The organism is Sphingomonas quercus, from assembly GCF_018863195.1.
Taxonomy (GTDB): Bacteria; Pseudomonadota; Alphaproteobacteria; order Sphingomonadales; family Sphingomonadaceae; genus Solisphingomonas; species Solisphingomonas quercus.
The window spans coordinates 44,635-69,250 of sequence record NZ_JAHKRT010000010.1 but is presented as its reverse complement, the minus strand read 5'-3'; the positions used below and the strand labels follow the sequence as shown (position 1 = coordinate 69,250).

Below are 24,616 nucleotides of genomic sequence, written 5' to 3'. Positions count from 1 at the left end.
GAATCTCTAAGGATTTACAACGCGCATAACGAGATCAGAAACCCATGCGGAAGCGAGCGCCGGCGATATAGGCCGGCAGCGCATCGGTGGTGACGCCCTGCTTCAGCCGGGCGCGGCCGAACAGGCTCACCTCCCGATTGATGCCGAGGCTGCGGCCGTAGAGCATCTCGCCGATGAACTGGCGATTCTTGCCGGAAATGTCGAAGGACTGGGTGACATTTCCGAGTTCGCCGGTCTGGCGATCGATCACCTGCACGGTCGTGTAATCAATCTTGCCTTGCTCCAGATACATGGGCTGGCTGAACGTGAAGCGGATGCGATCGCGGGCGTCGAACAGCTTGTTCTTGGTCAGCGCGACCTCGTAGGACGAAGTGAGCAGGCCGCCATTGCCGACGGCGATGTTCTGCCGGCCATTGGCCTGGGTGCGGCCGACGGTGCCCGAGGCGGCGATGTTGAGATCGCTCGTGACCGCCACGTTCATGCCGATGGTGGCGCCGTCGGTGGTCGAGCCGCCGGCGAGATCGGCGCGATCGACAGACTGGGTGCCGAGCAGCGCGGTGTTCTCCCGCAGGCGGGTATAGCCCGCATTGACGGTGATCGCCGGCGACATGCGATAGCTGATCGCGACATGTTCGGCCGAGCTGCGGTTGTCCGGAATGCCGCCGAGCATCAGCTGGTCGCCCACCGACATGCCGCGGGTGTCGCGGCGCAGCGAACGCTCCGTCACGCCGAACGACATCTGCACCCGATCGCTGAGCGCATAGCGCGCCGCCGCATAGGCGCCGCCCGAGGCGAGGCCGAGCAGCGGGTTGGCGCCGCCGGTGTCGCTGTCATAATCCGAAGCGAGGCCGAAGCCGGCATGCTGGCCGAGCGTGATCGCGCCGTCGCCGTCGCCGGCGGTGATCGCGAAGCGATTGTCCTGATCGGCGATCTGCAACGCCGTCTGATAGGGCATACCCGACTGGCGATAGCCCTGCATCAGCGTCCGCGGCGCCATCGACATGGTCATGTTGACGCCATAGGGGTTGCCGACCGGCGCCGACATGCTGGTGAACGAGGCGAAGCCCGCCGCGCCGCCGCTCGTGCCGGTCTTGCCGACCCAATCGATGAAGCGGCTGTAGAGATATTGCTGGAACTTCTCCTGCCGGCCGGTCGGCGACAGGGTGGCGCCGCCGACCAAGCGGGTCGACAGCGGGATCGAGAAGTCGCGGAACGTGCCGTCGATATCCTCATAGGCGTAGAAGAAGGCGCCGTCGGCTTCCCACTTGGTCAGCGTTTCCTGCGTCGCTCCCTGCACGGAGGACAGCGGCTGCTGGGTCAGCTTGCCGTTGACCATCTGGTAGAGACGCAGCGCATTCATGTCGATCGGCGACTGCGAGGCGGTGACGTCGAGCAGGCCGACGCCATAGACATCGTCGACACCCGGCGCGCCGAGATCACGCGCGGAGCGCAGGATGATGTTGGTCGTCGCCTTGGGATTGGTGGCGAGCCACGGCCAGCGATCGTGCAGCAGGGCGATCGTCGCCGACACCAGAGGCGCCGCCAGCGAAGTGCCGGACATGCGCATCGTGCCGCCCTTGTCGTCCGAGACGAGGATCAGCTCGCCGGGCGCGACGATGAAGCGATCGCGCAGCGCGTTGCCCGCCGCGCATGTCGCGGTGGCACTGGACACGAGGCAGGCGTCGCCCGGCCGGTTCGAGAAGCTGGAGATCGTGCCGGACGGGTCGACCGAGCCGACGACGAGGAAGTAGGGATTGGCCGGATTCCACAGGATCTTGCCGGTCTGGCTGGCGCCCTCGTTGCCGGCGGCGATGACGAACACGGTCTTGGCGATCTTCCCGGCCAGTGAGGCATCGGTGAACACGCCGTTCCAGTCCGGATGCAGCGTGTAGCCGGGCACGCCCAGCGACATGTTGACGATGCTCGCCCTGTTCTGGACGAGCATTTTCACGCCATTGGTGATGTCCGCCCAGTTGGCGGTGCCGGTCGCGTCGAACGGATTGTAAGCGACGACGGTGGCGCGCGGCGCGATGCCCATCACGCCCTTGCCGTCCTGCGCCGAGATCATCAGGCTGGCGACGGCGGCGCCGTGACCGTTCGAGAAATCGGACACGCCGGTATATTTGCTGATGCTCTGGGTGAGGTCAGGATCCTTGACGGTGAAGTCGAGCAGGCCGATCACCGTGCCGGAGCCTGCCCCCTGGACCTGGCTGAGCGCCGGGTTCCAATGCACCGCACCCATCCAGTGATCGACGCGGTCCGTGCCGGAGAGGTTCATCAGGCCATCATACCAGTCGACGAAGAACTGGTTGCGCTGGCCGACGTCGAGCTTGGCGAGCGTCGACGGATCGTTGAGATCGATGCCGTATTTGACGAGCAGCGGCTGGGCGAAACCATCCTGGAAGGACTTGCCGGTCTTCTGCTGGACGGTGGCGCCCCAGAAGTCGGCCGAATGCTGCATCATCTCCTTCAGCTGATCGGCCACCGGCTGATAGGCGGAGGGATCGGCGAACGGGCTGATGCTGCCCCAGAACGGGCTGACGCTGCCCCAGCGCGTGTTCACGTCGCCCCAAAAGGCGTTGATGTTACCCCATTGCGGTATGATGCCATCCGCCGGCGCGGCGCCGCCGAACGGGCTGACGCTACCCCAGAACGGACTGACGCTGCCCCAGAACGGGCTGACGCTGCCCCAGAACGGACTGACGCTACCCCAGAACGGGCTGACGCTACCCCAGAACGGACTGACGCTACCCCAGAACGGGCTGACGCTACCCCAGAACGGGCTGACGCTGCCCCAGAACGGACTGACGCTACCCCAGAACGGACTGACACTGCCCCATGACGGCGTGACGATGCCTTGTGGCCTGACGGGACGGGGCGCGGGGTTCGTGCCCTGCGCGGACGCCATTCCGGCGGCGAGAGAAAGCGTTCCAAGCGAAGCCGCCAAGGCGGCGATCCGGATCCGACGTGCGCGCAGCGACATCTCTATTCCCTTTTGACAATCCGCCCCGTCCATTCCCGTCAACGAAACTGACAGGGCAGGGTTACCAGTGGGTACAGGCCCATGGTTTACAATCAGTTAGCACTGATTGTTTAGACTAAGCTACAAGCGACCCGCGAATTGGGTAATTGAGACAGGCGACCGGGTAGTCGCCGTCACCCCAGACTCCGCATTCCGTGTATCGAGGAAGTGGCGGAGCTCGTCCAGAGGCAGCGGACGGGAAATTTCATAGCCCTGGATAAGATCACAACCCATGACGCGCAGCAGCGACAGCGCGATCGGGGTCTCGACACCCTCGGCGGTGACTTCCATTTCCAGGGCGTGAGCAAGATCAATCGTCGATCGCACCAGCAACGGATCGCGGTGGCTCGAGACGAGGGTGGAGATGAACATCTTGTCGATCTTCAGCTCGCTTGCCGGTAACTTGCGAAGATAGGCGAGGGACGAAAGGCCCGCGCCATAGTCGTCGATCGCCACACGGATGCCGGCATCGGCATAGGCGTGGAGATTCTCCAGCGCATTCTCGGTGCCGTCGATGACTGCCGTCTCGGTGATCTCCATGCCGATCGGGCCGACGGCCTCCTTGCATGCCTCGAGCGCCCAGCGGGTGAAGCTGCGGTCGCCGACCAGCCGTCCGGAGAGATTCACGCTGACGGCCAGCGCGTGGCCACTGGCGGCGAGATCGGCCTGGTCGCGGATCGCGGTGCGCAGCACCCATTGCGTGACCTGACGGATCAGGCCGTGCCGCTCCGCCCAGGGGATGAAATCGGCCGGGCCGATCGCGCCTGCCACCGGATGCTGCCAGCGCAGCAAGGCTTCGACCGCCTCGATCTGATTGCTGCGGGCATTGAGCTTGGGCTGGTATACGAGGGCGAGCCTGTCATTTTCGACCGCCGCGATCAGATCCGCCAGCAGCACCGCGTCCGGGATGGAGGGATGGAGAGCGGCCTCGTGCCAGCGTTCCCGTGCCTCCTGGTGCAGCATGCGTGCAGCGAGACCGTGCAGCGCACGGCCGAGGCGGGAGCGAACCGAGGGGAGCGAATATTTGCTCATATTTCGCCGGGATAAACGCACGAGGCTAAAGAGGGAGTTAATCCTGTCCAGGAGCCGTGGCCGAATTTTGCGGCCCCGCCCCCTCGACCTTTGGGGAGGGTACGCTACACAAAAACGCTATGAACGACATGGTCTCTCCCGTGGGCTGGCGCGCCAAGGTTCCAGCCGTCATTCGACCTTACACCGAAGCGGCGCCGCTTGCCGCATTTTTCTTGGGCATTTCGTCAGCGTTTCCGTTCACGATGATCGCCTCGACGCTCACCACGCGGTTGGCCCAGGCAGGAATAGACAAGAAGAGCGTAACGGCCTTCGCGCTTGCTTTCCTCGTTTATAATGTCAAGTTTCTCTGGGCGCCGATCGTGGATCGGATGCACTTGCCGCTACTGCATCGCTTGGGACAACGCGTCTCCTGGATGCTTGTCGCTGGAGTGCTTTCGATTGCGGCGGTGCTCCTCCTCGGCGGGCTCGATCCGGCCGCCCATCTTGGCCAGGTGGCGGTGGCCGCGGTGCTGGTCGGCGTGGCCGGCGCCACCTACGACATCGTCATCGACGGCTATCGCATCGAGCTGCTCGAGCCGCGCCAGCTCGGCGTCGGTTCGGGCATGTCGCAATATGGCTGGCGGATCGGATCCGCTGCGGCGGGTGCGCTGGCGCTGGTGATGGCGGTGCGCATCGGCTGGACCGGCGCCTATTGGCTGTGCGCGCTGTTCGGGCTGCCGGCAATCATAACCGCTCTGGTGATGGGCGAGCCGACGCGGCGACGCGAACCGGCAAAGCAGCGTGGCCTGGCCGAGATGGTCGACGCCTTTGTCGGCCCGCTCTCGGAATTCTTCCGGCGCGAGGGCGCGGCGCTGATCCTGGTGTTCGTGCTGCTGCACAAGATTGGCGATACGCTCGCCAATCTGACGCTGCGCTTATTGTTCGACGATCTCGGCTTCACCAATGATCAGATCGCGGTATTCGATGTTGGAGTGGGTTTCTGGGCGTTGCTGGCCGGCGTGTTCGTCGGCGGCATCATCTATTCGAAGCTCGGGCTCAAACGATCGGTGATGATCAGCCTGGTGCTGATGGGCGTGACCAATATCGGCTTCGCGCTGCTGGCGGCATCGGGGCCGAGCAATATCGGTATGGCCGCGGCGATCGGCTTCGAGAATTTCGCGAGCGGCATCGGCGGGGTGACGGTGGTCGCATATCTCTCGGCGCTGACCGACCTGCGCTTCACGGCAACCCAATATGCGCTGCTGTCGGCGACGGCCAGCATCGCCGGACGGCTGATCACCGGGACCACCGCCGGCGCGCTGATCGAGGCGATGGGATATCCGGCATTCTACCTGTTCACGGCGCTGCTCGCGCTGCCGGGGATCGCTATCTTCTGGATGATGATGCGCAGCGGCCTGATCGACCGTTCGATCGGCGACGCCGGGGAGGTTCAGTCCGGCAGCTGATCATTCTCCGCCAGCACCGTGCCGGCGAGATAGAGCGAGCCCATGATCAGCACCACCGGCGGCTGGATGCGGTCGGCATGGCGGGCGATCCAGCCCAGCGCCGCCGCCGGGCTTTCCTGGGCGATGCCGGACAGGCCCGCAGCGCCCGCCATCTGGGCCAGTTCCGCAGGCTCGTGATGCGCGTGGCCGGGCACCGGCACGGCATGGATCGTGGCGGCGCGACCGGACAGCGCGCGCAGGATGCCGGCGGGATCCTTGTTGGCGAGCAGGCCGAGGACGATGTGGAACGGCCGTCCCGCCGGGACATGGCCGCGAAACCAGTCGGCGACGACGCGCGCCGCCGCCGGATTATGCCCGCCGTCCAGCCATAGCTCGCTGCCGGCCGGCAGCAGATCGGCGAGCGGGCCGGCGCCGAGCCGCTGCAATCGGGCCGGCCAGTCCGCCCATCCCATCGCGGCACGCAGCGCCGATGCCGGCACGGCGAGCGCCTGCTGGTGGCGCAGCATGGCCACGGCAAGCGCGGCGTTGCTGGCCTGATGCGCGCCGGGCAGACGGGGGAGGGGGAGCTCAAGCGCCCCGTCGGCGTCGCGATAGCGCAGCCGGCCCTGGTAGGCGGTCGCTTCCCACACGCCGCCCTTGGGCAGCCACACGGCGCCGCGCTCGGCCGCGACCTGGCCGACGCGATCGGCGACGGTGCGGGTATAATGCTGGGTGATGAGCGGCACCCCGCGCTTGGCGATGCCGGCCTTCTCGGCGGCGATATCCTCCAGCCGATCGCCGAGGAAGGCCTGATGATCGATGCCGAGCTGGGTGATGCCGCACACCGCCGGCGCCTCCAGCACGTTGGTCGCATCGAGCCGGCCGCCGAGCCCGACCTCGATCACGCAGGCGTCCGCCGGCCTCTCGGCGAAGGCGAGGAAGGCGGCGGCAGTGGTCACCTCGAAGAAGCTGGGGCCGATGCCGTCGGCGATGTCGAGGACGCGCGCGAGATAATCGGCGAGCGCCTCGTCTCCGATCAGCCGGCCGGCCAGGCGGATGCGCTCATTGAAGCGGACAAGGTGCGGGCTGGTATAGGCGTGGACGGCGAGGCCTGACGCATCCAGCGCGGCGCGCAGGAAGGCGCAGGTCGAGCCCTTGCCGTTGGTGCCGGCGACATGCAGCACCGGCGGCAGGCGGCGCTGCGGATTGCCGAGGCGATCGAGCAGCCGGGCGATGCGATCCAGCCCGAGCACGTCCGCGCCGGGGGACAGGGTCGCCAGCCGATCGAGCTGATGCTGGACGCCCGGATGATCGGAAACCGCGTGATCCGCCATGATATTCAGAGCCTGCCTGTTCCGCGCTCGCTGCCGGTCTCGTCATGTGAACCGGTTTCAGCATCCTCTTCTCCACACGCTGCGGAGCGCGCGGAGGGGTGGGCCCTGGAAAACAGGTTCAAGGTGACGAAGGTCGGCCCGTGCCTTACGCCGCCGCCTTCTCCGGCGCGAGATAGCCGATCAGCTGGGCGAGCATCGCGCGCAGATCGTGGCGGCGCACGACCATGTCGAGCATGCCGTGATCGAGCAGATATTCGGCGCGCTGAAAGCCTTCGGGGAGCTTTTCGCGGATCGTGCTCTCGATCACGCGCTGGCCGGCGAAACCGATCAGCGCGTTGGGCTCGGCGATCTGGACGTCGCCGAGCATCGCGTAGCTCGCGGTGACGCCGCCGGTGGTCGGATCGGTCATCACCACGATATAGGGCAGCCCCGCCTCGTGCAGCCTGGCGATGGCGACGGTGGTGCGCGGCATCTGCATCAGCGAGAGGATGCCCTCCTGCATGCGCGCGCCGCCCGCGGCGGTGAAGATGATGTAGGGGCAATGATCCGCGATCGCCGCCTCGACGCCGGCGAGAAAGGCAGCGCCGACGCCCATGCCCATCGATCCGCCCATGAAGGCGAAGTCCTGCACGCCGACCACCGCCTTCAGCCCCTCGATCATGCCGCGGGCGTTGACCAGCGCGTCATTCTCGGCGGTGGCGGCGCGGGCGGCCTTGATGCGCGCGGCATAGGGCTTGGTGTCGCGGAACTTGAGTGGATCTTCGCGCACCGTCGGACGCGGCAGCAAGGTGTAGGTCGCCGCATCGAACACCTGGGCGAAGCGCGCCGCCGGGCCGATGCGGCCATGATGGCCGCATTTCGGGCAGACGGAGAGATTCTCCTCCCACTCCTTCATGAACACCATCTGCCCGCACGACGGGCATTTGTGCCAGAGATTGTCCGGCGTCTCGCGCTTGGCGATGAACGGGATACTCTGGCGGACACGATCGAGCCAGCTCATGCGGCGATCTCCTGGCGGGCGCCCCGCAGCGCGGCGGCGAGGCTATCTACGAACGAACGGACGGCGGGAGCGGGGTCTTCACCCGCGGCGCCCGCCTTGGCGATGGCGTCGATGATCGCCGAGCCGACGACGACGCCATCGGCGACGCGGCCGATCTCGGCGGCCTGTTCGGGCGCGCGCACGCCGAAGCCTACGGCGACGGGCAGCGCCGTGCCCTGCTTCAGACGCGCGACGGCGTCGGCGATCGAGGCTTGCGCCGCCTGCTGCATCCCGGTGATGCCGGCGACCGAAACATAATAAAGGAAGCCGCCCGCGCCATCGAGCACGACCGGCAGGCGGGTGCTGTCGGTGGTCGGCGTGGCGAGGCGGATGACGGCGACTCCTGCCGCGCGCAACGAGGCGCCGAGCGCGTCATCCTCCTCGGCCGGGATATCGACGCAGATCACGCCATCGACGCCGGCTTCCGCGCAGGCCGAGGCGAACCAGTCCGGCCCGCGGCGGACCATCGGATTGGCATAGCCCATCAGGATCAGCGGCACCTGCGGGTGGCGGGCGCGGAAGCCGGCGGCGATGTCGAGGACCGCCGAGGTCGTCGTGCCCGCGGCGAGCGCGCGGAGATTGGCGAGCTGGATGGCGGGGCCGTCCGCCATCGGATCGGTGAACGGCATGCCGAGCTCGATGACGTCGGCGCCCCCCGCCACCGCGGCATCGAGGATGGCGGGCGTGACCGCAGGCGCCGGATCGCCGGCGGTGATGAAGGCGACGAGCGCGGCGCGATCTTCGGCGGCGGCGCGGGCAAAGGCAGAGGCGATGCGGCTCACAGCGCCACCCCCAGTGCGTCGGCAACGGTGAAGATGTCCTTGTCGCCGCGCCCGGACAGGTTGAGGACGATGATCTGGTCCTCGCGATAATCGCGCGCGTTGCGGATGATCGCGGCCAGCCCGTGCGAGGATTCGAGCGCCGGGATAATGCCCTCGGCACGGCAGCAGAGCTGGAAGGCGTCGAGCGCCTCCCGGTCCGTCACGCCTTCATACTTGACCCGCCCGATCTCGTGCAGCCAGCTGTGCTCGGGGCCGATGCCAGGATAATCGAGCCCCGCCGAGATGGAATGGGCCTCGGTGATCTGGCCGTCCTCGTCCTGCAGCAGATAGGTGCGGTTGCCATGAAGGATGCCCGGCGTGCCGCCGTTGAGGCTCGCGGCGTGCTTGTCGGTGTCGACGCCATGGCCGGCGGCCTCGATGCCGAGCATCGCCACCTCCGGATCGTCCAGGAACGGGTGGAACATGCCGATGGCGTTCGATCCCCCGCCCACCGCCGCCACCAGCAGATCGGGCAGGCGGCCTTCCGCCGCCATGATCTGCGCGCGGGTCTCGTGCCCGATCACCGACTGGAAATCGCGGACCAGCTCCGGATAAGGATGCGGGCCGGCCGCGGTGCCGATGATGTAGAAGGTGTCGTGGACGTTGGCGACCCAGTCGCGCAGCGCCTCGTTCATCGCGTCCTTGAGCGTCTGCGCGCCCGAGACCACCGGGCGGACCTCGGCGCCGAGCAGCTTCATGCGGAACACGTTGGGCTGCTGCCGCTCGACGTCCTTGGCGCCCATGAAGATCGTGCAGGGCAGCCCGAAGCGGGCCGCGACCGTGGCGGTGGCGACGCCATGCTGGCCGGCGCCGGTCTCGGCGATGATCCGCGTCTTGCCCATGCGGATGGCGAGCAGGATCTGGCCGATGCAATTGTTGATCTTGTGCGCGCCGGTGTGGTTCAGCTCCTCGCGCTTGAAATAGATTTTCGCGCCCATGCCGGCCGGCGCTTCGGCGCGGAGCATCTCGGTCAGCCGCTCGGCATAATAAAGCGGACTGGGGCGGCCGACATAATGGGTCATCAGCCCGTTGAGCTCATCGGCGAAGGCCGGGTCGGCGCGGGCGGCGCGATATTCGCGCTCCAGGTCGAGGATCAACGGCATCAGCGTCTCGGCGACATAGCGTCCGCCGAATTCGCCGAAATGACCGCGCGCGTCGGGCTGGGCCCGGAGGGAGTTCTGGATGCTCATAGACGCCCGACCGCTTGGCAGAAGGCGGCGATCCTGTCGACATCCTTGACGCCCGCGGCGCTTTCGACGCCGGACGAGACATCGACCAGGGTCGCCCCCGTGATGCCGGCGGCTTCAGCGACATTGTCGGCATCCAGCCCGCCGGATAGCGCCCAGGGCGCCGCATGCCGATAGCCCTCCAGCAGCCGCCAGTCGAAACGCAGGCCGAGCCCGCCGGGAAGGTCCGCGCCACGGGGCGTCTTGGCATCGAACAGCAGCCGGTCGGCAGCGCCGCGATAACGCCCGGCGGCGGTGAGATCGGCGGCCGTGCGGACGGGGATCGCCTTCCAAGTCTCGACGGAGAAGCGCTGGCGGATGGCGGCGGTGCGCTCCGGCGTCTCGTCACCGTGAAGCTGCACGGCATCGAGGCCGGCGGCGATGGCGACGGCCAGCAGCGCGTCGTCCGGATCGACGAACACGCCGACGCGCCGTGCCACGCCCTCGGCGCGGGTGGCGAGGGCGCGTGCCTGATCGGGAGTGACGTTGCGCGGGCTCTTCGCGAAGAACACGAAGCCGACATGGGCCGCGCGTGCGGCGAGCGCAGCATCCAGCGTCTCGGGCGTGGACAGGCCACAGATCTTGGCGGCGACGCGGGGCATGGGCGGCATATAGGCAATTTGGATGGATCGTCACCCCGAACTTGTCGGGCAGAGAAGTAATCACTCATTTTACGCAAACTCAGCGACAGGCGCGCAAAATTCGGGCCGGAGGCGTGGCGCACTTGTCCTCGCCGGTAGCCGCGCTGCATGCTGTGCGCAGCTTGTGCTGCGCAATTTGCGTAGTAGGAACTGGGCGCCTGCGGAGACGCAGGACGGGTCCTAGGAAGCCCGAAAGCAAGAGCGCCGGTTCTCGATAACCGGGTGGCGACCGCGTATGTCCAGAGCCTTGGGCTTAAAGGCGTCGCGCCAAACTTGCTTTTGGTTTCTAGCACCCGGTTTTCGAGCCACGGCGCGCCCCGAGGGCGTGCCGATGGCCATTTCGGAGAGCGCTATGGCCGGGCAGACTGACCAGGCATTGAGCATCGCGAACACGCTCACGCAGCACGCACTCGATTCTGTCATCGACTTGAAGCGGCAAATCGCCGCGATGGCCCGCGTGCTCGGCATGTTGCGCGAGGCTGACATCGACGACGACGCCATCCGTACCCTGATGGAGGTTTCGCACAGCCTGCTCGACCGGCGCGGCGACGATCTCGCCGCCCACCATCTGCAACTGGCGATCGACGCCTTTGGCCGGGGCAGGGCGGGACCGGAGCCGGCGCCGTTGCGCTGAACCGGCGTCGGTGTGGCGGGATGCGGCCGGGCGTTATCCGCGCGCGAGCAGATGATCGACCAGCGCACCGAGGGTGGCGAAGCCTGACAGCGTCATGCCGCCTTGCGGCGCCACCCCCGCCGGCGCCAGCGCGCGGCCGAAGCCCAGCTTGGCTGATTCCTTGAGGCGGATATTGGCGTGCGCCACCGGGCGCACCTCGCCGGAGAGCGCCACTTCGCCAAACGCCACCGCGTCCGCCGGCACCGGCCGCTCGGCCAGCGCCGAGACGAGCGCCGCCGCCACCGCGACATCGCAGGCCGGATCGCTCACCCGATAGCCGCCCGCCACATTCAGATAGACCTCCGCCGTCGAGAAGCTCAGCCCGCAGCGAGCCTCGAGCACAGCGAGGATCATCGCCAGCCGCCCGCTGTCCCAGCCGACCACCGCGCGCCTCGGCGTCGCCCCGGAGGCGAGGCGGACGGTGAGCGCCTGGATCTCGACGAGGATCGGCCGGGTGCCCTCCAGCGCCGGGAACACCACCGCCCCCGACACGCCGTCGCCGCGGGCGGTGAGGAACAGGCTGGAGGGGTTGGCGACCTCGGACAGGCCGCCTTCGTCCATTGCGAACACGCCGATCTCGTCGGTGCCGCCGAACCGGTTCTTGACGACGCGCAGGATGCGGTACTGATGCGATCGCTCGCCCTCGAAGGCGAGCACCGTGTCGACCATATGCTCCAGCACGCGCGGACCGGCGATCGACCCGTCCTTGGTGACATGGCCGACCAGCACCAGCGCCGTGCCCGTCTCCTTGGCGAAGCGGATCAGCTCGTGGGCCGAGGCGCGCACCTGGCTGACCGTGCCGGGGGCGCCTTCGATCTGATCGGAATACATGGTCTGGATCGAATCGATCACCAGCAGCGCCGGGGGCGCGCCCTGTCCGAGCGTGTGCAGGATGTCGCGCACCGACGTCGCCGCGCCGAGCCGGACCGGTGCCTTGCCGAGGCCGAGCCGGCGCGCGCGCAGCCGGACCTGATCGGCCGCCTCCTCCCCCGAGATATAGGCGACTGGCTGTCCGGCGAGGGCCAGCCGGGCGGCGGCCTGGAGCAGCAGGGTGGACTTGCCGATGCCGGGATCGCCGCCGATCAGCGTCGCCGAGCCCGGCACCAGCCCGCCGCCAATGGCGCGATCGAGCTCATCGATGCCGGTCGTCAGCCGCTTCGGGGAGGGGATGTCGGCGTCCAGCCCGTCCAGCGCCAGCGCCCGGCCGCCGCTGCGCAGATCATGCCGAGCTGAAAAGGGCGTGACGACCTGCGGCAGCTCCTCGGAGAGCGTGTTCCACTCCGCGCAGTCGGGGCATTGGCCCTGCCAGCGGTGGCTCAACCCGCCGCAGGCCTGGCAGACATAGCGCTTCTGGACCTTCGCCACTTGCTTCCCACTCCTACGAACGAAACAGGAACATAGCCGCTCCGGCAGCAGAAATTCAATATCCGCGATTCGTCGTCCCCCCGAGGCGGGGGTTTTCCGGCGGGCGCGTCGTCAACGGCGGATGCCGCCCCGGCCTAGCCGACCGGCTCGAGCCCCTCGTCGCGGAGATGGCCGCGGGCGCGCAGCCAGTGGAAGACATGGTTGAGCAGCGGATTCGACCAGCCGCTGATCGTCGCGAAATCGCGCTGGAGCGAGCGATGATGCCGGTCATGCATCTCGGGCGTCATCAGCAGATGCAGGCGGCGCATCACGTTCACCACTGGCGGATTGTCGCGGCGATGCAGCGCGCCGTGGAAATATTGCGAGAATGTGCCGCCGATAACGAAGGCCAGCGCGCCGGCCATCACCCAGCCCGGCGCCGGCCACAGCAGCGCCCAGGCGTTGAGCAGCAGCGACACCGGCAGGGCGGCGAACACGATCGTCGACCAGATCTGGTAATGCATGCTGCGCCGGCCCAGCGAATCCGGGCGCGGATGATGCACCTTGAAATCGAACAGGATGCGATCGAGCGGGCTGATCCGCGCGAACACCTGGCGACGAAGCGCCGCATATTCCGGGGTGTCGCGCCCCTCGCCGTAGAAATAGAGCGTGCCGAGGCCGACGCCTTCGGGGCACGGCACATAATCCATCAGCATGTGGATCACGCCCGAGGCGAGATCCGCCAGGAACCAGCCGGCGAGCAGCGCCGGCACGATCCGCCAGTCGAGAGCCCAGCCGGCGAGGACAAGGTTCAGCAGCATCGAGAGCACGAATGCGATGATCGCTATCCGTATCTTCACTCGCCCGGGCTCCCTGTCCGATCGCGCCGGCACCCGTCAGGGCCGCCTCGAACGCTCGGCTCTATGACGGAACGAACCGCGCTTGGCCATAGCGCCCAACGGCCCTAGTTGCGGAACAGTTTCCAAAACGGGATGAAATCAAAGGGGTTGGCGCAGAGGCCGGCCTGTGCCAACCCGCTGGGCATGCGGGAGAAGGAGCTGCGGCTCGCGCTGGTCTGCTATGGCGGGATCAGCCTGGCCGTCTACATGCACGGCATCACCAAGGAGGTGTGGCGCCTCTGCCGGGCGAGCCGTGCGCTGCATGCCGGCGAATGGCCGGAGGGCGGCAGCGAGGCGGTCTATCTGCGGCTGATGGATCAGATCGCGACGACCACCGACACCAGGCTGCGCGTGCTGTGCGATATCCTGACCGGGGCCAGTGCCGGCGGCATCAACGCCATCTTCCTCGCCCAGGCCATCGCCAGCGGCCAGTCGCTGGAGCCGTTGACCGATCTGTGGCTGGAACTCGCCGATATCGAGAAGCTGATTGATCCGGAGGCGCGGCCGGGCTCGCGCTTCGCCAAATTCTGGGCGCAGCCGCTGGTGTGGGCAGCCGCCCGGCGCGGCGACACGGTCGACGAGACGGTGGAGCCCGATACGCGCGCGGAGGTGCGCGCCAAGCTCTCCGGCTTCATGCGATCGCGCTGGTTCGAGCCGCCCTTCACCGGCGAGGGCTTCACCCACATGATCCTCGATGCGCTGGACGCGATGGCCGAAGCGCCGGCCGGCCCGGCGCTGCTGCCGAACGGCCAGCCGCTCGACCTCACCGTGACGCTCACCGATTTCCATGGCCATGCCGAGCGCATCCAGCTCCATTCGCCGCCGGAGGTGCTGGAGACCGAGCATCGGCTGATGGCGAATTTCTCCGATCGCGGCGCCGCGCCGCGCCACCTCGGCGCCGCCGCCGAGCTGGCCTTCGCGGCGCGCGCCACGGCGAGCTTCCCCGGTGCCTTCCCGCCCTTCCGCGTCGACGAACTCGATCGCGTGCTTGCCGATCGCGGCGCGCGCTGGCCCGGCCGCGACGAGTTCCTCGCCCGGGTGCTGCCCGATCATGCCGCGATCGGCGCGGCCGAAAGCGCCGTGCTGATCGACGGATCGGTATTGGCCAACGCGCCGTTCCAGCCGGCGATCGACGCGCTGGTCGACCGGCCGGCGCGCCGCGAGGTCGACCGGCGGATCGTCTATATCGATCCCAAGCCGAACATCCGCTCGATCGGCATGCGGACCGGCGATCGGGCGCGGCCGCCCGGTTTCTTCACCACGATCCTCGCCGCGCTGTCCGACCTCCCGCGCAGCCAGCCGATCCGCGACAATCTCGAGCGCGTCGACCGGCGCTCGGCGCGCATCACCGCGCTGCGCCAGGTGGTGGAGGGGCTGCGGCCGGAGGTGGATGCGGCGATCGAGAGCGGTTTCGGCCAGCCGCTGTTGCTTGACCGGCCGACGCCGGCGCGCCTCGCGGCGTGGCGGGCGCGGGCGCATGACGCCGCCGCGCGCGGCGCCGGCTATGCCTATGCGAGCTATGGCCACCTCAAGCTCGCCGCGGTGTGCGGCGAGCTTGCCGCGCTGATCCACACGCTCGCCGGCGGGCGCGATGCCGGAGGGCGCGACGCATTGCGCGCCGCCATCCTGTCGGCGGTGCACGCCGCTGGCGTCGACGCGCCCGGCGCGCTTTCCGCGGGCGGCGCCAACGAGGCCGCCAAGACGTTCTTCCGCACCCATGACCTGGGTTTCCGCATCCGCCGCCTGCGTTTCCTGGCGCGCAGCGTGCAGGCGGTGGAGGAGCGGCGCGGCAGGGACGAGCCGCACCTCGACGCCTTCCGCGTCGCCATCTTCGCGGCGCTGGCGCCCTATCTCGACCGGCAGCGGCCGGGCTTCTACGACGAGACGGCCCGCGCCGCCGCCCGCATCTGCCGCACCCAGCCGCAGGCGACACTCGACTGGCTCGGCGATCTCAGGAATTTGCGGGCGGTCGACGACGAGGCCGACGCGCTGCTCGCCGACGCGCTCGCCGGCCTCGGCAAGGCGGACCGGCGCGAGATGCTGCTCGCCTATCTCGGCTACCCCTTTTACGACATCGCCACGCTGGCGCTGCTGCGGGGTGAGGGGCTGGAAGAATTCGATCCGATCAAGGTTGATCGCATCGCCCCGGACGACGCCACCTCGATCCGAAAGGGGGGCGCGGCTGCGACACTCAAGGGCATTCAGTTCAATAGCTTCGGAGCATTCTTTAGCAGGGCATGGCGAGAGAATGACTATCTCTGGGGCCGGTTGCACGGCGCCGAGCGGATGATCGACATCCTCGTTTCCGCCATTCCCGAGGGCCGGGCGTTGCCGCCGGGCACGGTCGCCACCGCCAAGCGCGACCTGTTCCGCGCCATTCTCGCCGAGGAGCAGGGTCGGCTCGCCGCCATTCCCGAGCTTTTCACGGCGCTGGCGCGGGAGATCGGTTGAGCACTGGCCATGACGGCCCTGTCTCGCCTAAGGTCGCGTGGGGAGACAGTGCGATGCAATTCCTGAAGACCCTGTTCTGGGTGATCCTGGCGGTCGCCATCGTCATTTTCTCGCTGCGCAACTGGACGGTGGTGACGCTGACGCTGTGGAGCGGCCTGCGGCTGGACGCCAAGCTGCCGGTGCTGCTGATGGTCGCCTTCCTCGCCGGCCTGTTGCCGACGCTGGGCGTACTGCAGGCAACGCGCTGGCGGCTGCGGCGCCGGCTCGACGCCGCGGAGCGCGCGCTGGCCGATGTCCGCCTCGCCGATACGGCCACGCCAACCGTCGTTGCCGCGGACCACCCGGCTAACCTTTCCGTTTCTCCGGTGCAGAGCTGATGACCCGTCCTCTTTTCGTCGCCATCGACACCCCCGATCTCGACCGCGCCAAGGCGCTCGCCGCCAAGGTTCGCCACCATGTCGGCGGCATCAAGCTCGGCCTCGAATTCTTCTGCGCCAATGGCCGCTCCGGCGTGCGCGACATGGCCGCGCTCGATCTGCCGATCTTCCTCGATCTCAAGCTGCATGACATTCCCAACACCGTCGCCAAGGCCGTGCAGGCGCTGCGCCCGCTCAACCCGGCGATCATCACCGTCCATGCCGCCGGCGGGCGGGCGATGATGGAGGACGCCAAGGCGGCCGCGCCGGAAGGCTGCAAGGTCGTCGGCGTCACCGTGCTCACCAGTCTCGACGGCGACGACCTCGCCGCGATCGGCGTCGGGGGCGATCCGCATGATCAGGTGTTGCGCCTCGCCGACCTCGCGCGCGAGGCCGGCATCGACGGCATCGTCTGCTCCGGACAGGAAGTGAAGGCCGCCAAGCAGCATTGGCCAGGCGGCTTCTTCGTCGTGCCCGGCGTGCGTCCTGCCGGCAGCGACGCCGGCGACCAGAAACGAATGATGACGCCGCGTGCGGCCCTGGATGCCGGGGCCTCCGTCCTTGTCGTCGGCCGTCCGATCACTCAGGCCGAGGATCCCGACGCCGCCGCCCGCACCATCGAGGCAACGCTCTAGGAGACCCCGGACGCGCGACGGAAATATCCTATCGAGTCGCCGCGAGATGTGAGTTGAGATCGGCATGAAACTCGATTCACTTATCGTGTCATAGGAATTTCCCTGTGCCGTTAAGTGTATGTATATCTGCATTGGGAGCAATCCATGCTCGGGCCGGATGTAAGAGCCTAGTGCCTCTGCGCTGATATATAATGATAATTTATTTTCTAACCCGGTCGAGAGTGGCTCGCCGCGTCGTCGCGCCTGTGCGCGGCAAGCGAGGAACTTGCTTTGCGGCTGCTCATCGCGCGGCTCGGGCGGCTATCAGCGTGGGCCTCGTTCGCGGTGCACGAAGCAGCCCTGACCTGATGGCCGTTCTGAGATATCCACTCTATCAGCCGAAGAATGAAGGATAATTCACCAGAGCGGCTAGTCTATCATTGACCGCGACGGCCTATTCCGGGGCTGCTATTCGTGCGTGGGCAAAATCAGCCAGGGAGGGTCGGGTGGCGGGGATGCGGATGTGGCGGCTGTTGTGGGCGAGCGCGGCGGCTCTGGTCAGCGCCGGGGCGCAGGCGGAGACGATCCTGTTCGTCGGCAACAGCTTCACCTACGGCGCCAGTTCGGCGGCATGGCATTATCGGCCCGATAGCGTCACCGACCTGAACGGCGAGGGCGTCGGCGGGATGCCGGCGATCTTCAAGCGGCTCACCGAGCAGGCCGGGCTCGATTATCATGTGAGCCTGGAGACCGCCGGCGGCAAGGATCTGGCCTGGCACTGGGCGAACAAGGCTCCCATGCTCGATCGACACTGGGACCATGTCGTGCTGCAGGACTATAGCACGCTCAGCCAGAGCAATCCCGGCGATCCGGCGGAGCTGATCGAGAATGCGCCCCGCTTCGCGGCGATGTTCGTGCGCGCCAATCCGGCGGTCGACATCAGCCTCGATGCGACATGGTCGCGCCCCGACCTCACCTACCCGGAGGGCAAGCCGTGGCACGGCAGGGATATCCGCGCCATGGCCGAGGATTTGCGGCGCGGCTATGATCGCGCCGCGGCAGCCACGTCCGGCGTGAAGCGGGTGTTGCCGGTGGGCGAGGCGTTCAACGCCGCGATCGATGCGGGCATCGCCGATCCCGACCCTTATGACGGGATCAGCTATGGCCAGGTCGACCTGTGGACGTATGACCATTACCACGCCAGCGCCCACGGCTATTATCTCGAGGCGCTGGTCGCCTATGCCGCGATCACCGGCCGCGATCCGCGCGCCTTCGGGCGGGAGGAGAAGGCGGCGGCCGATCTCGGCATCGCCCCCGACGTGGCCGAGCGATTGCAGCAGGTGGCGTGGGAGACGGTCGAGGCGAAGGGGCGGCCGGTGCGGTGAGCTACCCCGGGCAGGAGTGGCCGGGCGGGGGGATCACTCCCCGCCGTCGGCCAGATCCTCGCCGATCTCCGCGTCAGGGACGGGCGCGGTCTCCGGCTCGATGCCCTCGCGGATATCGACTTCTGCCTCCTCCTCGCTCTCCTCGATGCGCGCGGCGGAGACGACATGCTCGCCGTCGGCGACCCGGAACAGGGTGACGCCCTGGGTCGAGCGGCCGGCGATGCGGATATCGCCGACAGTGGTGCGGATCAGCTTGGCCTGATCGGTGACGAGCATCAGCTGCTCGCCATTATGCGCCGGGAAGCTGGCCACCACCGGGCCGTTGCGCTCGGACGTGATGATGTTGGTGATGCCCTGGCCGCCGCGCCCCGTGCGGCGATAGGCGAAGGCGGACGTGCGCTTGCCATAGCCATTGGCGGTGACGGTGAGGATGAATTCCTCCGCCCCGGCGAACTCCGCGCGTCGCTCGGCGGACATCGCCTCGTCGCCGCGCAAATAGGCGTCGCGCTCCTCGGTGGAGGCATCGAAGCCGGCGAGGATGGATAGCGAGATGACCTCATCGTCGCCGAGCAGGGTGATGCCGCGCACGCCGGTGGAGGTGCGGCTCTGGAATTCGCGCACCTCGGTGGCGGCGAAGCGGATCGCCTTGCCGCCGCGGGTCGCCAGCAGCACGTCGTCGCTCTCGGTAAGCAGCGCCACGCCGATCAGGCGATCGGTCGCGTCCTCGTCGAAGCGCATCGCGAACTTGCCGTTGGACGGCACGTTGGCGAAGGCGTCCATCGAGTTGCGGCGGATGCGGCCATGGGCGGTGGCGAAGACGACGTGGAGCTTGCCCCACTCGGCCTCGTCCTCCGGCAGCGGCAGCACGGTGGAGATGATCTCCCCATCGGCCAGCGGCAGCAGATTGACCATCGGCCGGCCGCGCGCCTGCGGAGCGCCCTCGGGCAGCTTCCACACTTTCATGCGGTAGACCTTGCCGTGGGTTGAGAAGAACAGCACCGGCGTGTGCGTCGAGGTGACGAACAGCTTGGTGACGGCGTCCTCGTCCTTGGTCGCCATGCCGGAGCGGCCCTTGCCGCCGCGCGCCTGAGTGCGGAAGGAGTCGAGCGGCGTGCGCTTGATGTAGCCGCCCATGGTGACGGTGACGACCATCTCCTCGCGCTCGATCAGGTCCTCGTCGTCGATGTCGTCGCCGGCCGGCGCGATCAGCGTCTTGCGCGGCGTGGCGAAGGCATCGGCGATGGCGTCGAATTCCTCGACCATCACCTCGTAGAGGCGGGCGCGATTGCCGAGGATTTCGAGCAGCTCGCCGATCGAGGCGGCGAGCTTGGCGAGCTCGTCGCCGATCTCGTCGCGGCCGAGCGCGGTGAGGCGATGCAGGCGCAAGTCGAGAATGGCGCGGATCTGGGTGTCGGTGAGGCGATAGGTGTCGCCCTCGATCTCGCTCTCCACCGCCTCGACGAGGCGGATATAGGGGAGGATCTCGGCGATCGGCCATTCGCGCGCGGCAAGCGAGACGCGCGCCTCCACCGGGCTCGCCGAGGCGCGGATGATCCGCACCACCTCGTCCATATTGGTGACGGCGATGACGAGGCCGAGCAGGATATGGGCGCGCTCGCGGGCCTTGAGCAGCTCGAACTTGGAGCGCCGCGTGATCACTTCCTCGCGGAAGCGGACGAACGCCTCGATGATGTCGCGCAGCGTCAGCAGCTCCGGCCGGCCGCCGCGAATGGCGAGCATGTTGGCCGGGAAGCTGGTCTGCGCCGGCGTGTGCCGCCAGAGCTGGTTCAGCACCACGTCGGGCGTGGCATCCCGCTTCAGGTCGATGACGATGCGCACGCCTTCGCGATTGCTTTCGTCGCGGATGTCGGAAACGCCTTCGACGCGCTTGTCCTTGGCGGCCTCGGCGATCTTCTCGACCAGCCCGTTCTTGCCGACCTGATAAGGAATGGCGGTGAGCACGATCGAGCGGCGATCGCCGCGCCCTTCCTCCACCTTGTGGGCGGAGCGCATGATGATCGATCCGCGCCCGGTGGTGTAGGCGTTGCGCGCGCCGCCTTGTCCCAGGATCAGCGCGCCGGTCGGGAAATCCGGGCCGGGGATGATCTCGTGCAGTTGTTCGGACGTGATGGCGGGATCGGCGACATAGGCTTTGCAGGCCGCGATCACTTCGCCGAGATTATGCGGCGGTACGTTGGTCGCCATGCCGACGGCGATGCCGCCCGCGCCGTTGACGAGCAGATTGGGGAAGCGCGCCGGCAACACCTGCGGTTCTTCGCGCGAGGCATCGTAGTTCGGCGTGAAATCGACCGTGTCCTTGTCGAGATCGTCGAGCAGCGCATTGGCGACCTTGGCGAGCCGCGCCTCGGTGTAGCGCATCGACGCGGGCGGATCCGGGTCCATCGAGCCGAAATTGCCCTGGCCGTCGATCAGCGGCACGCGCATCGCCCAATCCTGGGCGAGGCGGGCGAGCGCGTCATAGATCGAGGAATCGCCGTGCGGATGGTAATTGCCCATCACGTCGCCGACGATCTTGGCCGATTTGCGATAGGGCCGGCCGGCGACGAAGCCGCCTTCCTGGCAGGCATAGAGGATGCGGCGATGCACCGGTTTCAGCCCGTCGCGCACGTCGGGCAGGGCGCGGGCGACGATGACGGACATGGCATAGTCGAGATAGCTCGACTTCATCTCGTCGACGATCGAGATGGGGGAGATGTCGCTGTTGTCGATGGTCGGCGGGCTGCTGGCCAAGGGATGGTCCGATTGCTGTCAGGAATATGTCACGGGGCTCTAGCGCACCCCCCGGGGGAGCGCCACCCCTCGCGTACACGCGTGCGTATGCGCGTGTACGCGTGCGCGGGGTGATCGAATGCCGCCTCATATTGACGCTTACGTAAGGCGGACATAGCGTGGCGGCCATGTCGCGCGCCGTGATCGAGACACCGGATGCCAGTGACCGGCAAGCCTACACCATCTCGGACCTGTCCGAGGAGTTCGGCGTGACGGCGCGGGCGCTGCGCTTCTACGAGGATGAGGGGCTGATCGCGCCGACCAGGCGCGGGCTGGCGCGCATCTATTCGCGGCGGGACCGGGCGAGGCTCGCATGGATCCTGCGTGGCAAGCGGGTCGGCTTCAGCCTCGCCGAGATCCGCGAGATGATCGACCTTTACGAGGCCGACGAGGCGCACGACATCCAGCGGCGCGTGGCGATCGCGCGCTGTACCGAACGGATCGCGCTGCTCAAGCGCCAGCGCGACGATATCGACGCCGCGATCGTGGAGCTTACCGATTTCATCGCGCTCGCCCGCCAGTCCGAGCCATAACCGAAGGAGACGATCCCGATGCCCACCTATTCCGCGCCGGTGCGCGATACGCGCTATGTGCTGGAAGCGGTGCTGGGGGTGGAGCGGCTGGCCAATCTTCCGGGGTTCCAGGGCGCCACGCCGGACATGGTCGAGGCCGTGCTCGGCGAGGGCGCGCGCTTCTGCGAGGAGATCGTGTTCCCGCTCAACCAGTCCGGCGACCATGAGGGCTGCACCCGCCATGCCGACGGATCGGTGACGACCCCGGCCGGGTTCAAGGCTGCCTACGACCAGTTCGTCGCCGCCGGCTGGGGCACGCTCGACGCGCCCGAAGCCTATGGCGGGCAAGCGTTGCCCCATTATCTGGCGACCGCGTTCGAGGAATATATGATCTCCGCCAACATGGCCTTCGCCATGTATCCGGGGCTGACCGGCGGCGCGATCCGGGCGCTGATCGCCAAGGGATCCGAGCAGCAGAAATCGCTCTATCTGCCGAAGATGGTGGCCGGCACCTGGTCCGGCACGATGAACCTCACCGAGCCGCATTGCGGCACCGATCTCGGCCTGATCCGCACCCGCGCCGAACCGCAGGCCGACGGCAGCTATCGCATCAGCGGCACCAAGATCTTCATCTCCGCCGGCGAGCATGACCTTGCCGAAAACATCATCCATCTCGTGCTCGCCCGCACGCCGGGCGCGCCGGAAGGATCGAAGGGCATCTCGCTGTTCGTCTGCCCCAAATTCCTGCCCGACGAGGCCGGCAACCCGGGCGCGCGCAACGCCGTCTCCTGCGGCTCGATCGAGGAGAAGATGGGCATTCACGGCAACGCCACCTGCGTCATGAACTATGACGGGGCGACCGGCTGGCTGGTCGGTGAGGAGAATAAGGGCCTCGCCGCGATGTTCATCATGATGAACGCGGCGCGGCTCGGCGTCGGGCTTCAGGGGCTCGGCGTGGGCGAGGTCGCCTATCAGAACGCCGTCGCCTATGCGCGCGAGCGGCGCCAGGGCCGGGCGCTGACCGGCGCTGCCGAGCCCGGCGAGAAGGCGGACCTGCTGTTCGTCCACCCCGACGTGCGGCGGATGCTGATGGAGTGCCGCGCGCTGCTGGAAGGCGCGCGCGCTCTCTGCCTGTGGGGCGGGCTGCAGGTCGATCTCGAGGAGAAGGGCGCGACCGAGGCCGAGCGGCAGACCGCGAGCGATCTGATTTCCCTGCTCACGCCGGTGATCAAGGGCTATGTCACCGATATCGGCTATGCGGTCGCCACCAGGGCGCAGCAGGTGTTCGGCGGCCATGGCTATATCCGCGAGACCGGCGTCGAGCAGTATGTCCGCGACGCGCGTATCGCCCAGATCTACGAAGGCACCAACGGCGTGCAGGCGATGGACCTGGTCGGCCGCAAGCTCGGCATGAACGGCGGTCGCGCGGCGATGAGCTGGCTGGCCCTGGTCTCCGCCGACATCGAGGCGGCGAAGGATAGCCCGCAGGCCGACCTCGCCGCGCGCATGGCCAAGGCGCTTGGCGAACTGCAGGCGGCGACGATGTGGCTGATGCAGAACGGACTCGCCAACCCGGACAATGCCGGCGCTGCCGCCTATAGCTACATGGAACTGGCCGGCATCGTCGCGCTCGGCTGGATGTGGTTGAAGATGGCGCGTGCCAGCCAGGCGGCGCTCGATGGCGGCACCGATGATCGTGCCTTTCATGAAGCGAAGCTGATCACCGCGCGTTTCTACGCCGAGCGCATCCTGCCGGACGCCGGTGCGCTCCGTCGCAAGATCGAGGGCGGAGCAGAGGCGGTGATGGCCTTGCCGATGGAAGCGTTCTAAGGGAGGCTTCGTTCTGCCCCGTCATGGCAGGAGGCGTCGAGGACCAGGAATGACGATGTTGCGTGCGCGAGTTTCCGATCACCTGTTGCGGGCGGCGCGCTATCAGCGGCATCGCGACAGGTTCGGCTGGCGCCCCCTGTTCCAGCTCGCCGCGCTGGCCGACCCGGCCAATGGCGAGGCCGCGCGCGAACTGCGCAGGTCCGTCCCCGTGCCGCGGGCGGACGGGTTGCCGGCGGCCCTGCGGTTCATGGCGATCGGCACCACCGGCACCTGCAACGCATCGTGCATCCATTGCCCGACCGGCAAGGCGGAAACCGCGCACGTCCCGCGCGGCGAGATGCCGATGGAGCTGTTTCGCAAGCTGATCGACGGCATCGCCGAGGCCGGCCTGACCGTGACCGACCAGATCAGCTTCGGCCTGTTTGGAGACGGGCTGGTCGACCGCCAGGTCATCGAGCGCGCCCGCTATCTGAAGGAGCGGCTGCCCGAGGTGCAGTTGTCGGTGAACACCAACGGCGCCGCCTATGCGCCCCGCCATGCCGAGCTGGCCGGGCTGGTTGACGTGGTGGGCCTGCACTGCGAATCCCTGGTCGAGGAAACCTACAACCTGCTGATGCAGCCCCTGCGGCTGGCGCGCGTGAAGCCCAAGCTGGAGGCGATCCTGCGCGATTTCCCCGGCAAGGTGCATGTCAGCGTGCCGGTAAGCCGCCGCAATCTCGGCGAGCTGGAGGCGATCCGCGCATGGTTCATGGAGCGCGGCGCGCAATGCGTCGTGTTCGATCCGCTCTCCAATCGCTGCGCCGAGGATCAGACGCTGTTCGACAGCCTCGCGCTGGCGCCGGCCCCGGTGCGCTGCGGGCCGGACATCACCAACGACCTGATCGTCGATTGCGACGGCCTCGTGCTTGCCTGCTGCCAGGATTTCCGGCGGCTGGAGCCTGTCGGAAACCTGCTCCACGAAAGCGTCGCCGATACGCTGCGTTCAGCCAGCCGCGCGGCCTTGAACGCCGTGCTGGCCGAGGGCCGTCATTGCGAGAAGACGACCTGCGGCGGCTGCCGGGGGGATATGCGGACACCGGACTTCCCCTTCGACCAGCTCGCCGCCGCCTGACCCGGAGCGCTCCGGGGGCAATACGGAGCGCATGCCCATGGGGCGCCGCCAT

At 67.8% G+C, this 24,616-nt stretch carries 19 protein-coding genes; 9 read left to right on the top strand and 10 right to left on the bottom strand.

Annotated elements, in window-relative coordinates:
• Positions 1 to 34: 34 nt before the first annotated feature.
• Together KOF26_RS16375 and KOF26_RS16370 are read right to left on the bottom strand one after the other, a co-directional pair.
• Positions 35 to 2,908, bottom strand: a complete 2,874-nt coding sequence (locus KOF26_RS16375; protein ID WP_216327631.1) for a S8 family peptidase — start codon at positions 2,906 to 2,908, stop codon at positions 35 to 37.
• 195 nt (positions 2,909 to 3,103) lie between these two features.
• The gene (locus tag KOF26_RS16370; protein ID WP_216327629.1) at positions 3,104 to 4,054 is read right to left on the bottom strand and encodes an EAL domain-containing protein; all 951 of its coding nucleotides are present in this window, start codon (positions 4,052 to 4,054) and stop codon (positions 3,104 to 3,106) included.
• Between the two features lie 128 nt (positions 4,055 to 4,182).
• Here KOF26_RS16370 and KOF26_RS16365 point away from each other — a divergent pair, with 128 nt between their 5' ends.
• Complete coding sequence (locus tag KOF26_RS16365; protein WP_216327627.1) at positions 4,183 to 5,499, top strand: AmpG family muropeptide MFS transporter; 1,317 nt, start codon at positions 4,183 to 4,185, stop codon at positions 5,497 to 5,499.
• Here KOF26_RS16365 and KOF26_RS16360 read toward each other — a convergent pair.
• The 5 genes from KOF26_RS16360 to KOF26_RS16340 form a co-directional block, all read right to left on the bottom strand.
• Entirely contained in the window at positions 5,484 to 6,812 is a 1,329-nt protein-coding gene (locus tag KOF26_RS16360) for a bifunctional folylpolyglutamate synthase/dihydrofolate synthase (protein ID WP_216327625.1), read from the bottom strand. The genes KOF26_RS16365 and KOF26_RS16360 overlap by 16 nt on opposite strands.
• Positions 6,813 to 6,957: 145 nt before the next feature.
• The gene (accD, locus tag KOF26_RS16355) at positions 6,958 to 7,812 is read right to left on the bottom strand and encodes an acetyl-CoA carboxylase, carboxyltransferase subunit beta (RefSeq protein ID WP_216327621.1); all 855 of its coding nucleotides are present in this window, start codon (positions 7,810 to 7,812) and stop codon (positions 6,958 to 6,960) included.
• Positions 7,809 to 8,633: a tryptophan synthase subunit alpha gene (gene trpA, locus KOF26_RS16350; protein ID WP_216327619.1), complete on the bottom strand. Its 825-nt coding sequence runs from the start codon at positions 8,631 to 8,633 to the stop codon at positions 7,809 to 7,811. The genes accD and trpA overlap by 4 nt, the downstream gene beginning before the upstream one ends.
• Positions 8,630 to 9,862 (bottom strand): tryptophan synthase subunit beta, encoded by a 1,233-nt coding sequence (gene trpB / locus KOF26_RS16345; RefSeq protein WP_216327617.1) that lies wholly within the window; start codon positions 9,860 to 9,862, stop codon positions 8,630 to 8,632. Before trpB ends, trpA begins: the two co-directional genes overlap by 4 nt.
• Positions 9,859 to 10,500 (bottom strand): phosphoribosylanthranilate isomerase, encoded by a 642-nt coding sequence (locus KOF26_RS16340; protein ID WP_216327615.1) that lies wholly within the window; start codon positions 10,498 to 10,500, stop codon positions 9,859 to 9,861. Before KOF26_RS16340 ends, trpB begins: the two co-directional genes overlap by 4 nt.
• 370 nt (positions 10,501 to 10,870) lie before the next feature.
• Between KOF26_RS16340 and KOF26_RS16335 the strand changes: the two genes are divergently transcribed.
• Complete coding sequence (locus KOF26_RS16335; RefSeq protein WP_216327613.1) at positions 10,871 to 11,173, top strand: hypothetical protein; 303 nt, start codon at positions 10,871 to 10,873, stop codon at positions 11,171 to 11,173.
• A 33-nt stretch (positions 11,174 to 11,206) separates the two neighbouring features.
• On the opposite strand, the gene radA is transcribed toward KOF26_RS16335, so the two are convergent.
• Together radA and KOF26_RS16325 are read right to left on the bottom strand one after the other, a co-directional pair.
• Complete coding sequence (radA, locus tag KOF26_RS16330; RefSeq protein ID WP_216327610.1) at positions 11,207 to 12,577, bottom strand: DNA repair protein RadA; 1,371 nt, start codon at positions 12,575 to 12,577, stop codon at positions 11,207 to 11,209.
• Positions 12,578 to 12,711: 134 nt separating this feature from the next.
• Positions 12,712 to 13,416, bottom strand: a complete 705-nt coding sequence (locus KOF26_RS16325) for a fatty acid desaturase CarF family protein (RefSeq protein ID WP_363182283.1) — start codon at positions 13,414 to 13,416, stop codon at positions 12,712 to 12,714.
• Positions 13,417 to 13,599: 183 nt separating this feature from the next.
• Between KOF26_RS16325 and KOF26_RS16320 the strand changes: the two genes are divergently transcribed.
• The 4 genes from KOF26_RS16320 to KOF26_RS16305 all read left to right on the top strand — a co-directional run bounded on the left by KOF26_RS16320 (position 13,600) and on the right by KOF26_RS16305 (position 18,321).
• Positions 13,600 to 15,906 (top strand): patatin-like protein, encoded by a 2,307-nt coding sequence (locus tag KOF26_RS16320; RefSeq protein WP_216327782.1) that lies wholly within the window; start codon positions 13,600 to 13,602, stop codon positions 15,904 to 15,906.
• 53 nt (positions 15,907 to 15,959) lie between these two features.
• Positions 15,960 to 16,283 carry a hypothetical protein gene (locus tag KOF26_RS16315; protein WP_216327608.1) on the top strand — a complete coding sequence of 108 codons (324 nt, stop codon included), beginning with the start codon at positions 15,960 to 15,962 and terminating at the stop codon, positions 16,281 to 16,283.
• Complete coding sequence (pyrF, locus tag KOF26_RS16310) at positions 16,283 to 16,957, top strand: orotidine-5'-phosphate decarboxylase (RefSeq protein ID WP_216327604.1); 675 nt, start codon at positions 16,283 to 16,285, stop codon at positions 16,955 to 16,957. Before KOF26_RS16315 ends, pyrF begins: the two co-directional genes overlap by 1 nt.
• A 494-nt stretch (positions 16,958 to 17,451) precedes the next feature.
• On the top strand, positions 17,452 to 18,321 hold the full coding sequence (locus tag KOF26_RS16305; protein ID WP_216327780.1) for an SGNH/GDSL hydrolase family protein: 870 nt from the start codon (positions 17,452 to 17,454) through the stop codon (positions 18,319 to 18,321).
• Positions 18,322 to 18,354: 33 nt separating this feature from the next.
• Here KOF26_RS16305 and gyrA read toward each other — a convergent pair whose 3' ends face one another.
• Positions 18,355 to 21,072, bottom strand: a complete 2,718-nt coding sequence (gyrA, locus tag KOF26_RS16300) for a DNA gyrase subunit A (protein WP_216327601.1) — start codon at positions 21,070 to 21,072, stop codon at positions 18,355 to 18,357.
• A gap of 167 nt (positions 21,073 to 21,239) precedes the next feature.
• On the opposite strand from gyrA, the gene KOF26_RS16295 reads away from it, so the two are divergent.
• The 3 genes from KOF26_RS16295 to KOF26_RS16285 are packed head-to-tail and all read left to right on the top strand — an operon-like array spanning position 21,240 to position 24,564.
• Positions 21,240 to 21,644, top strand: a complete 405-nt coding sequence (locus KOF26_RS16295) for a MerR family transcriptional regulator (RefSeq protein ID WP_216327600.1) — start codon at positions 21,240 to 21,242, stop codon at positions 21,642 to 21,644.
• 18 nt (positions 21,645 to 21,662) lie between these two features.
• The gene (locus KOF26_RS16290; RefSeq protein ID WP_216327598.1) at positions 21,663 to 23,453 is read left to right on the top strand and encodes an acyl-CoA dehydrogenase C-terminal domain-containing protein; all 1,791 of its coding nucleotides are present in this window, start codon (positions 21,663 to 21,665) and stop codon (positions 23,451 to 23,453) included.
• Between the two features lie 49 nt (positions 23,454 to 23,502).
• Complete coding sequence (locus KOF26_RS16285; RefSeq protein WP_216327596.1) at positions 23,503 to 24,564, top strand: radical SAM protein; 1,062 nt, start codon at positions 23,503 to 23,505, stop codon at positions 24,562 to 24,564.
• Positions 24,565 to 24,616 lie beyond the last annotated feature (52 nt).

What these genes read in the sequence shown, in the direction of transcription:
- KOF26_RS16320 (WP_216327782.1), top strand. Translation starts at nt 13,600, where the DNA reads ATGCGGGAGAAGGAGCTGCGGCTCGCGCTGGTCTGCTATGGCGGGATC.
- KOF26_RS16335 (WP_216327613.1), top strand. Translation starts at nt 10,871, where the DNA reads ATGGCCATTTCGGAGAGCGCTATGGCCGGGCAGACTGACCAGGCATTG.
- trpB (WP_216327617.1), bottom strand. Translation starts at nt 9,862, where the DNA reads ATGAGCATCCAGAACTCCCTCCGGGCCCAGCCCGACGCGCGCGGTCAT.
- KOF26_RS16370 (WP_216327629.1), bottom strand. Translation starts at nt 4,054, where the DNA reads ATGAGCAAATATTCGCTCCCCTCGGTTCGCTCCCGCCTCGGCCGTGCG.
- KOF26_RS16290 (WP_216327598.1), top strand. Translation starts at nt 21,663, where the DNA reads ATGCCCACCTATTCCGCGCCGGTGCGCGATACGCGCTATGTGCTGGAA.
- KOF26_RS16360 (WP_216327625.1), bottom strand. Translation starts at nt 6,812, where the DNA reads ATGGCGGATCACGCGGTTTCCGATCATCCGGGCGTCCAGCATCAGCTC.
- KOF26_RS16295 (WP_216327600.1), top strand. Translation starts at nt 21,240, where the DNA reads ATGTCGCGCGCCGTGATCGAGACACCGGATGCCAGTGACCGGCAAGCC.
- KOF26_RS16305 (WP_216327780.1), top strand. Translation starts at nt 17,452, where the DNA reads ATGCGGATGTGGCGGCTGTTGTGGGCGAGCGCGGCGGCTCTGGTCAGC.
- KOF26_RS16340 (WP_216327615.1), bottom strand. Translation starts at nt 10,500, where the DNA reads ATGCCCCGCGTCGCCGCCAAGATCTGTGGCCTGTCCACGCCCGAGACG.
- KOF26_RS16315 (WP_216327608.1), top strand. Translation starts at nt 15,960, where the DNA reads ATGCAATTCCTGAAGACCCTGTTCTGGGTGATCCTGGCGGTCGCCATC.
- pyrF (WP_216327604.1), top strand. Translation starts at nt 16,283, where the DNA reads ATGACCCGTCCTCTTTTCGTCGCCATCGACACCCCCGATCTCGACCGC.
- KOF26_RS16375 (WP_216327631.1), bottom strand. Translation starts at nt 2,908, where the DNA reads ATGGCGTCCGCGCAGGGCACGAACCCCGCGCCCCGTCCCGTCAGGCCA.
- KOF26_RS16365 (WP_216327627.1), top strand. Translation starts at nt 4,183, where the DNA reads ATGGTCTCTCCCGTGGGCTGGCGCGCCAAGGTTCCAGCCGTCATTCGA.
- accD (WP_216327621.1), bottom strand. Translation starts at nt 7,812, where the DNA reads ATGAGCTGGCTCGATCGTGTCCGCCAGAGTATCCCGTTCATCGCCAAG.
- KOF26_RS16285 (WP_216327596.1), top strand. Translation starts at nt 23,503, where the DNA reads ATGACGATGTTGCGTGCGCGAGTTTCCGATCACCTGTTGCGGGCGGCG.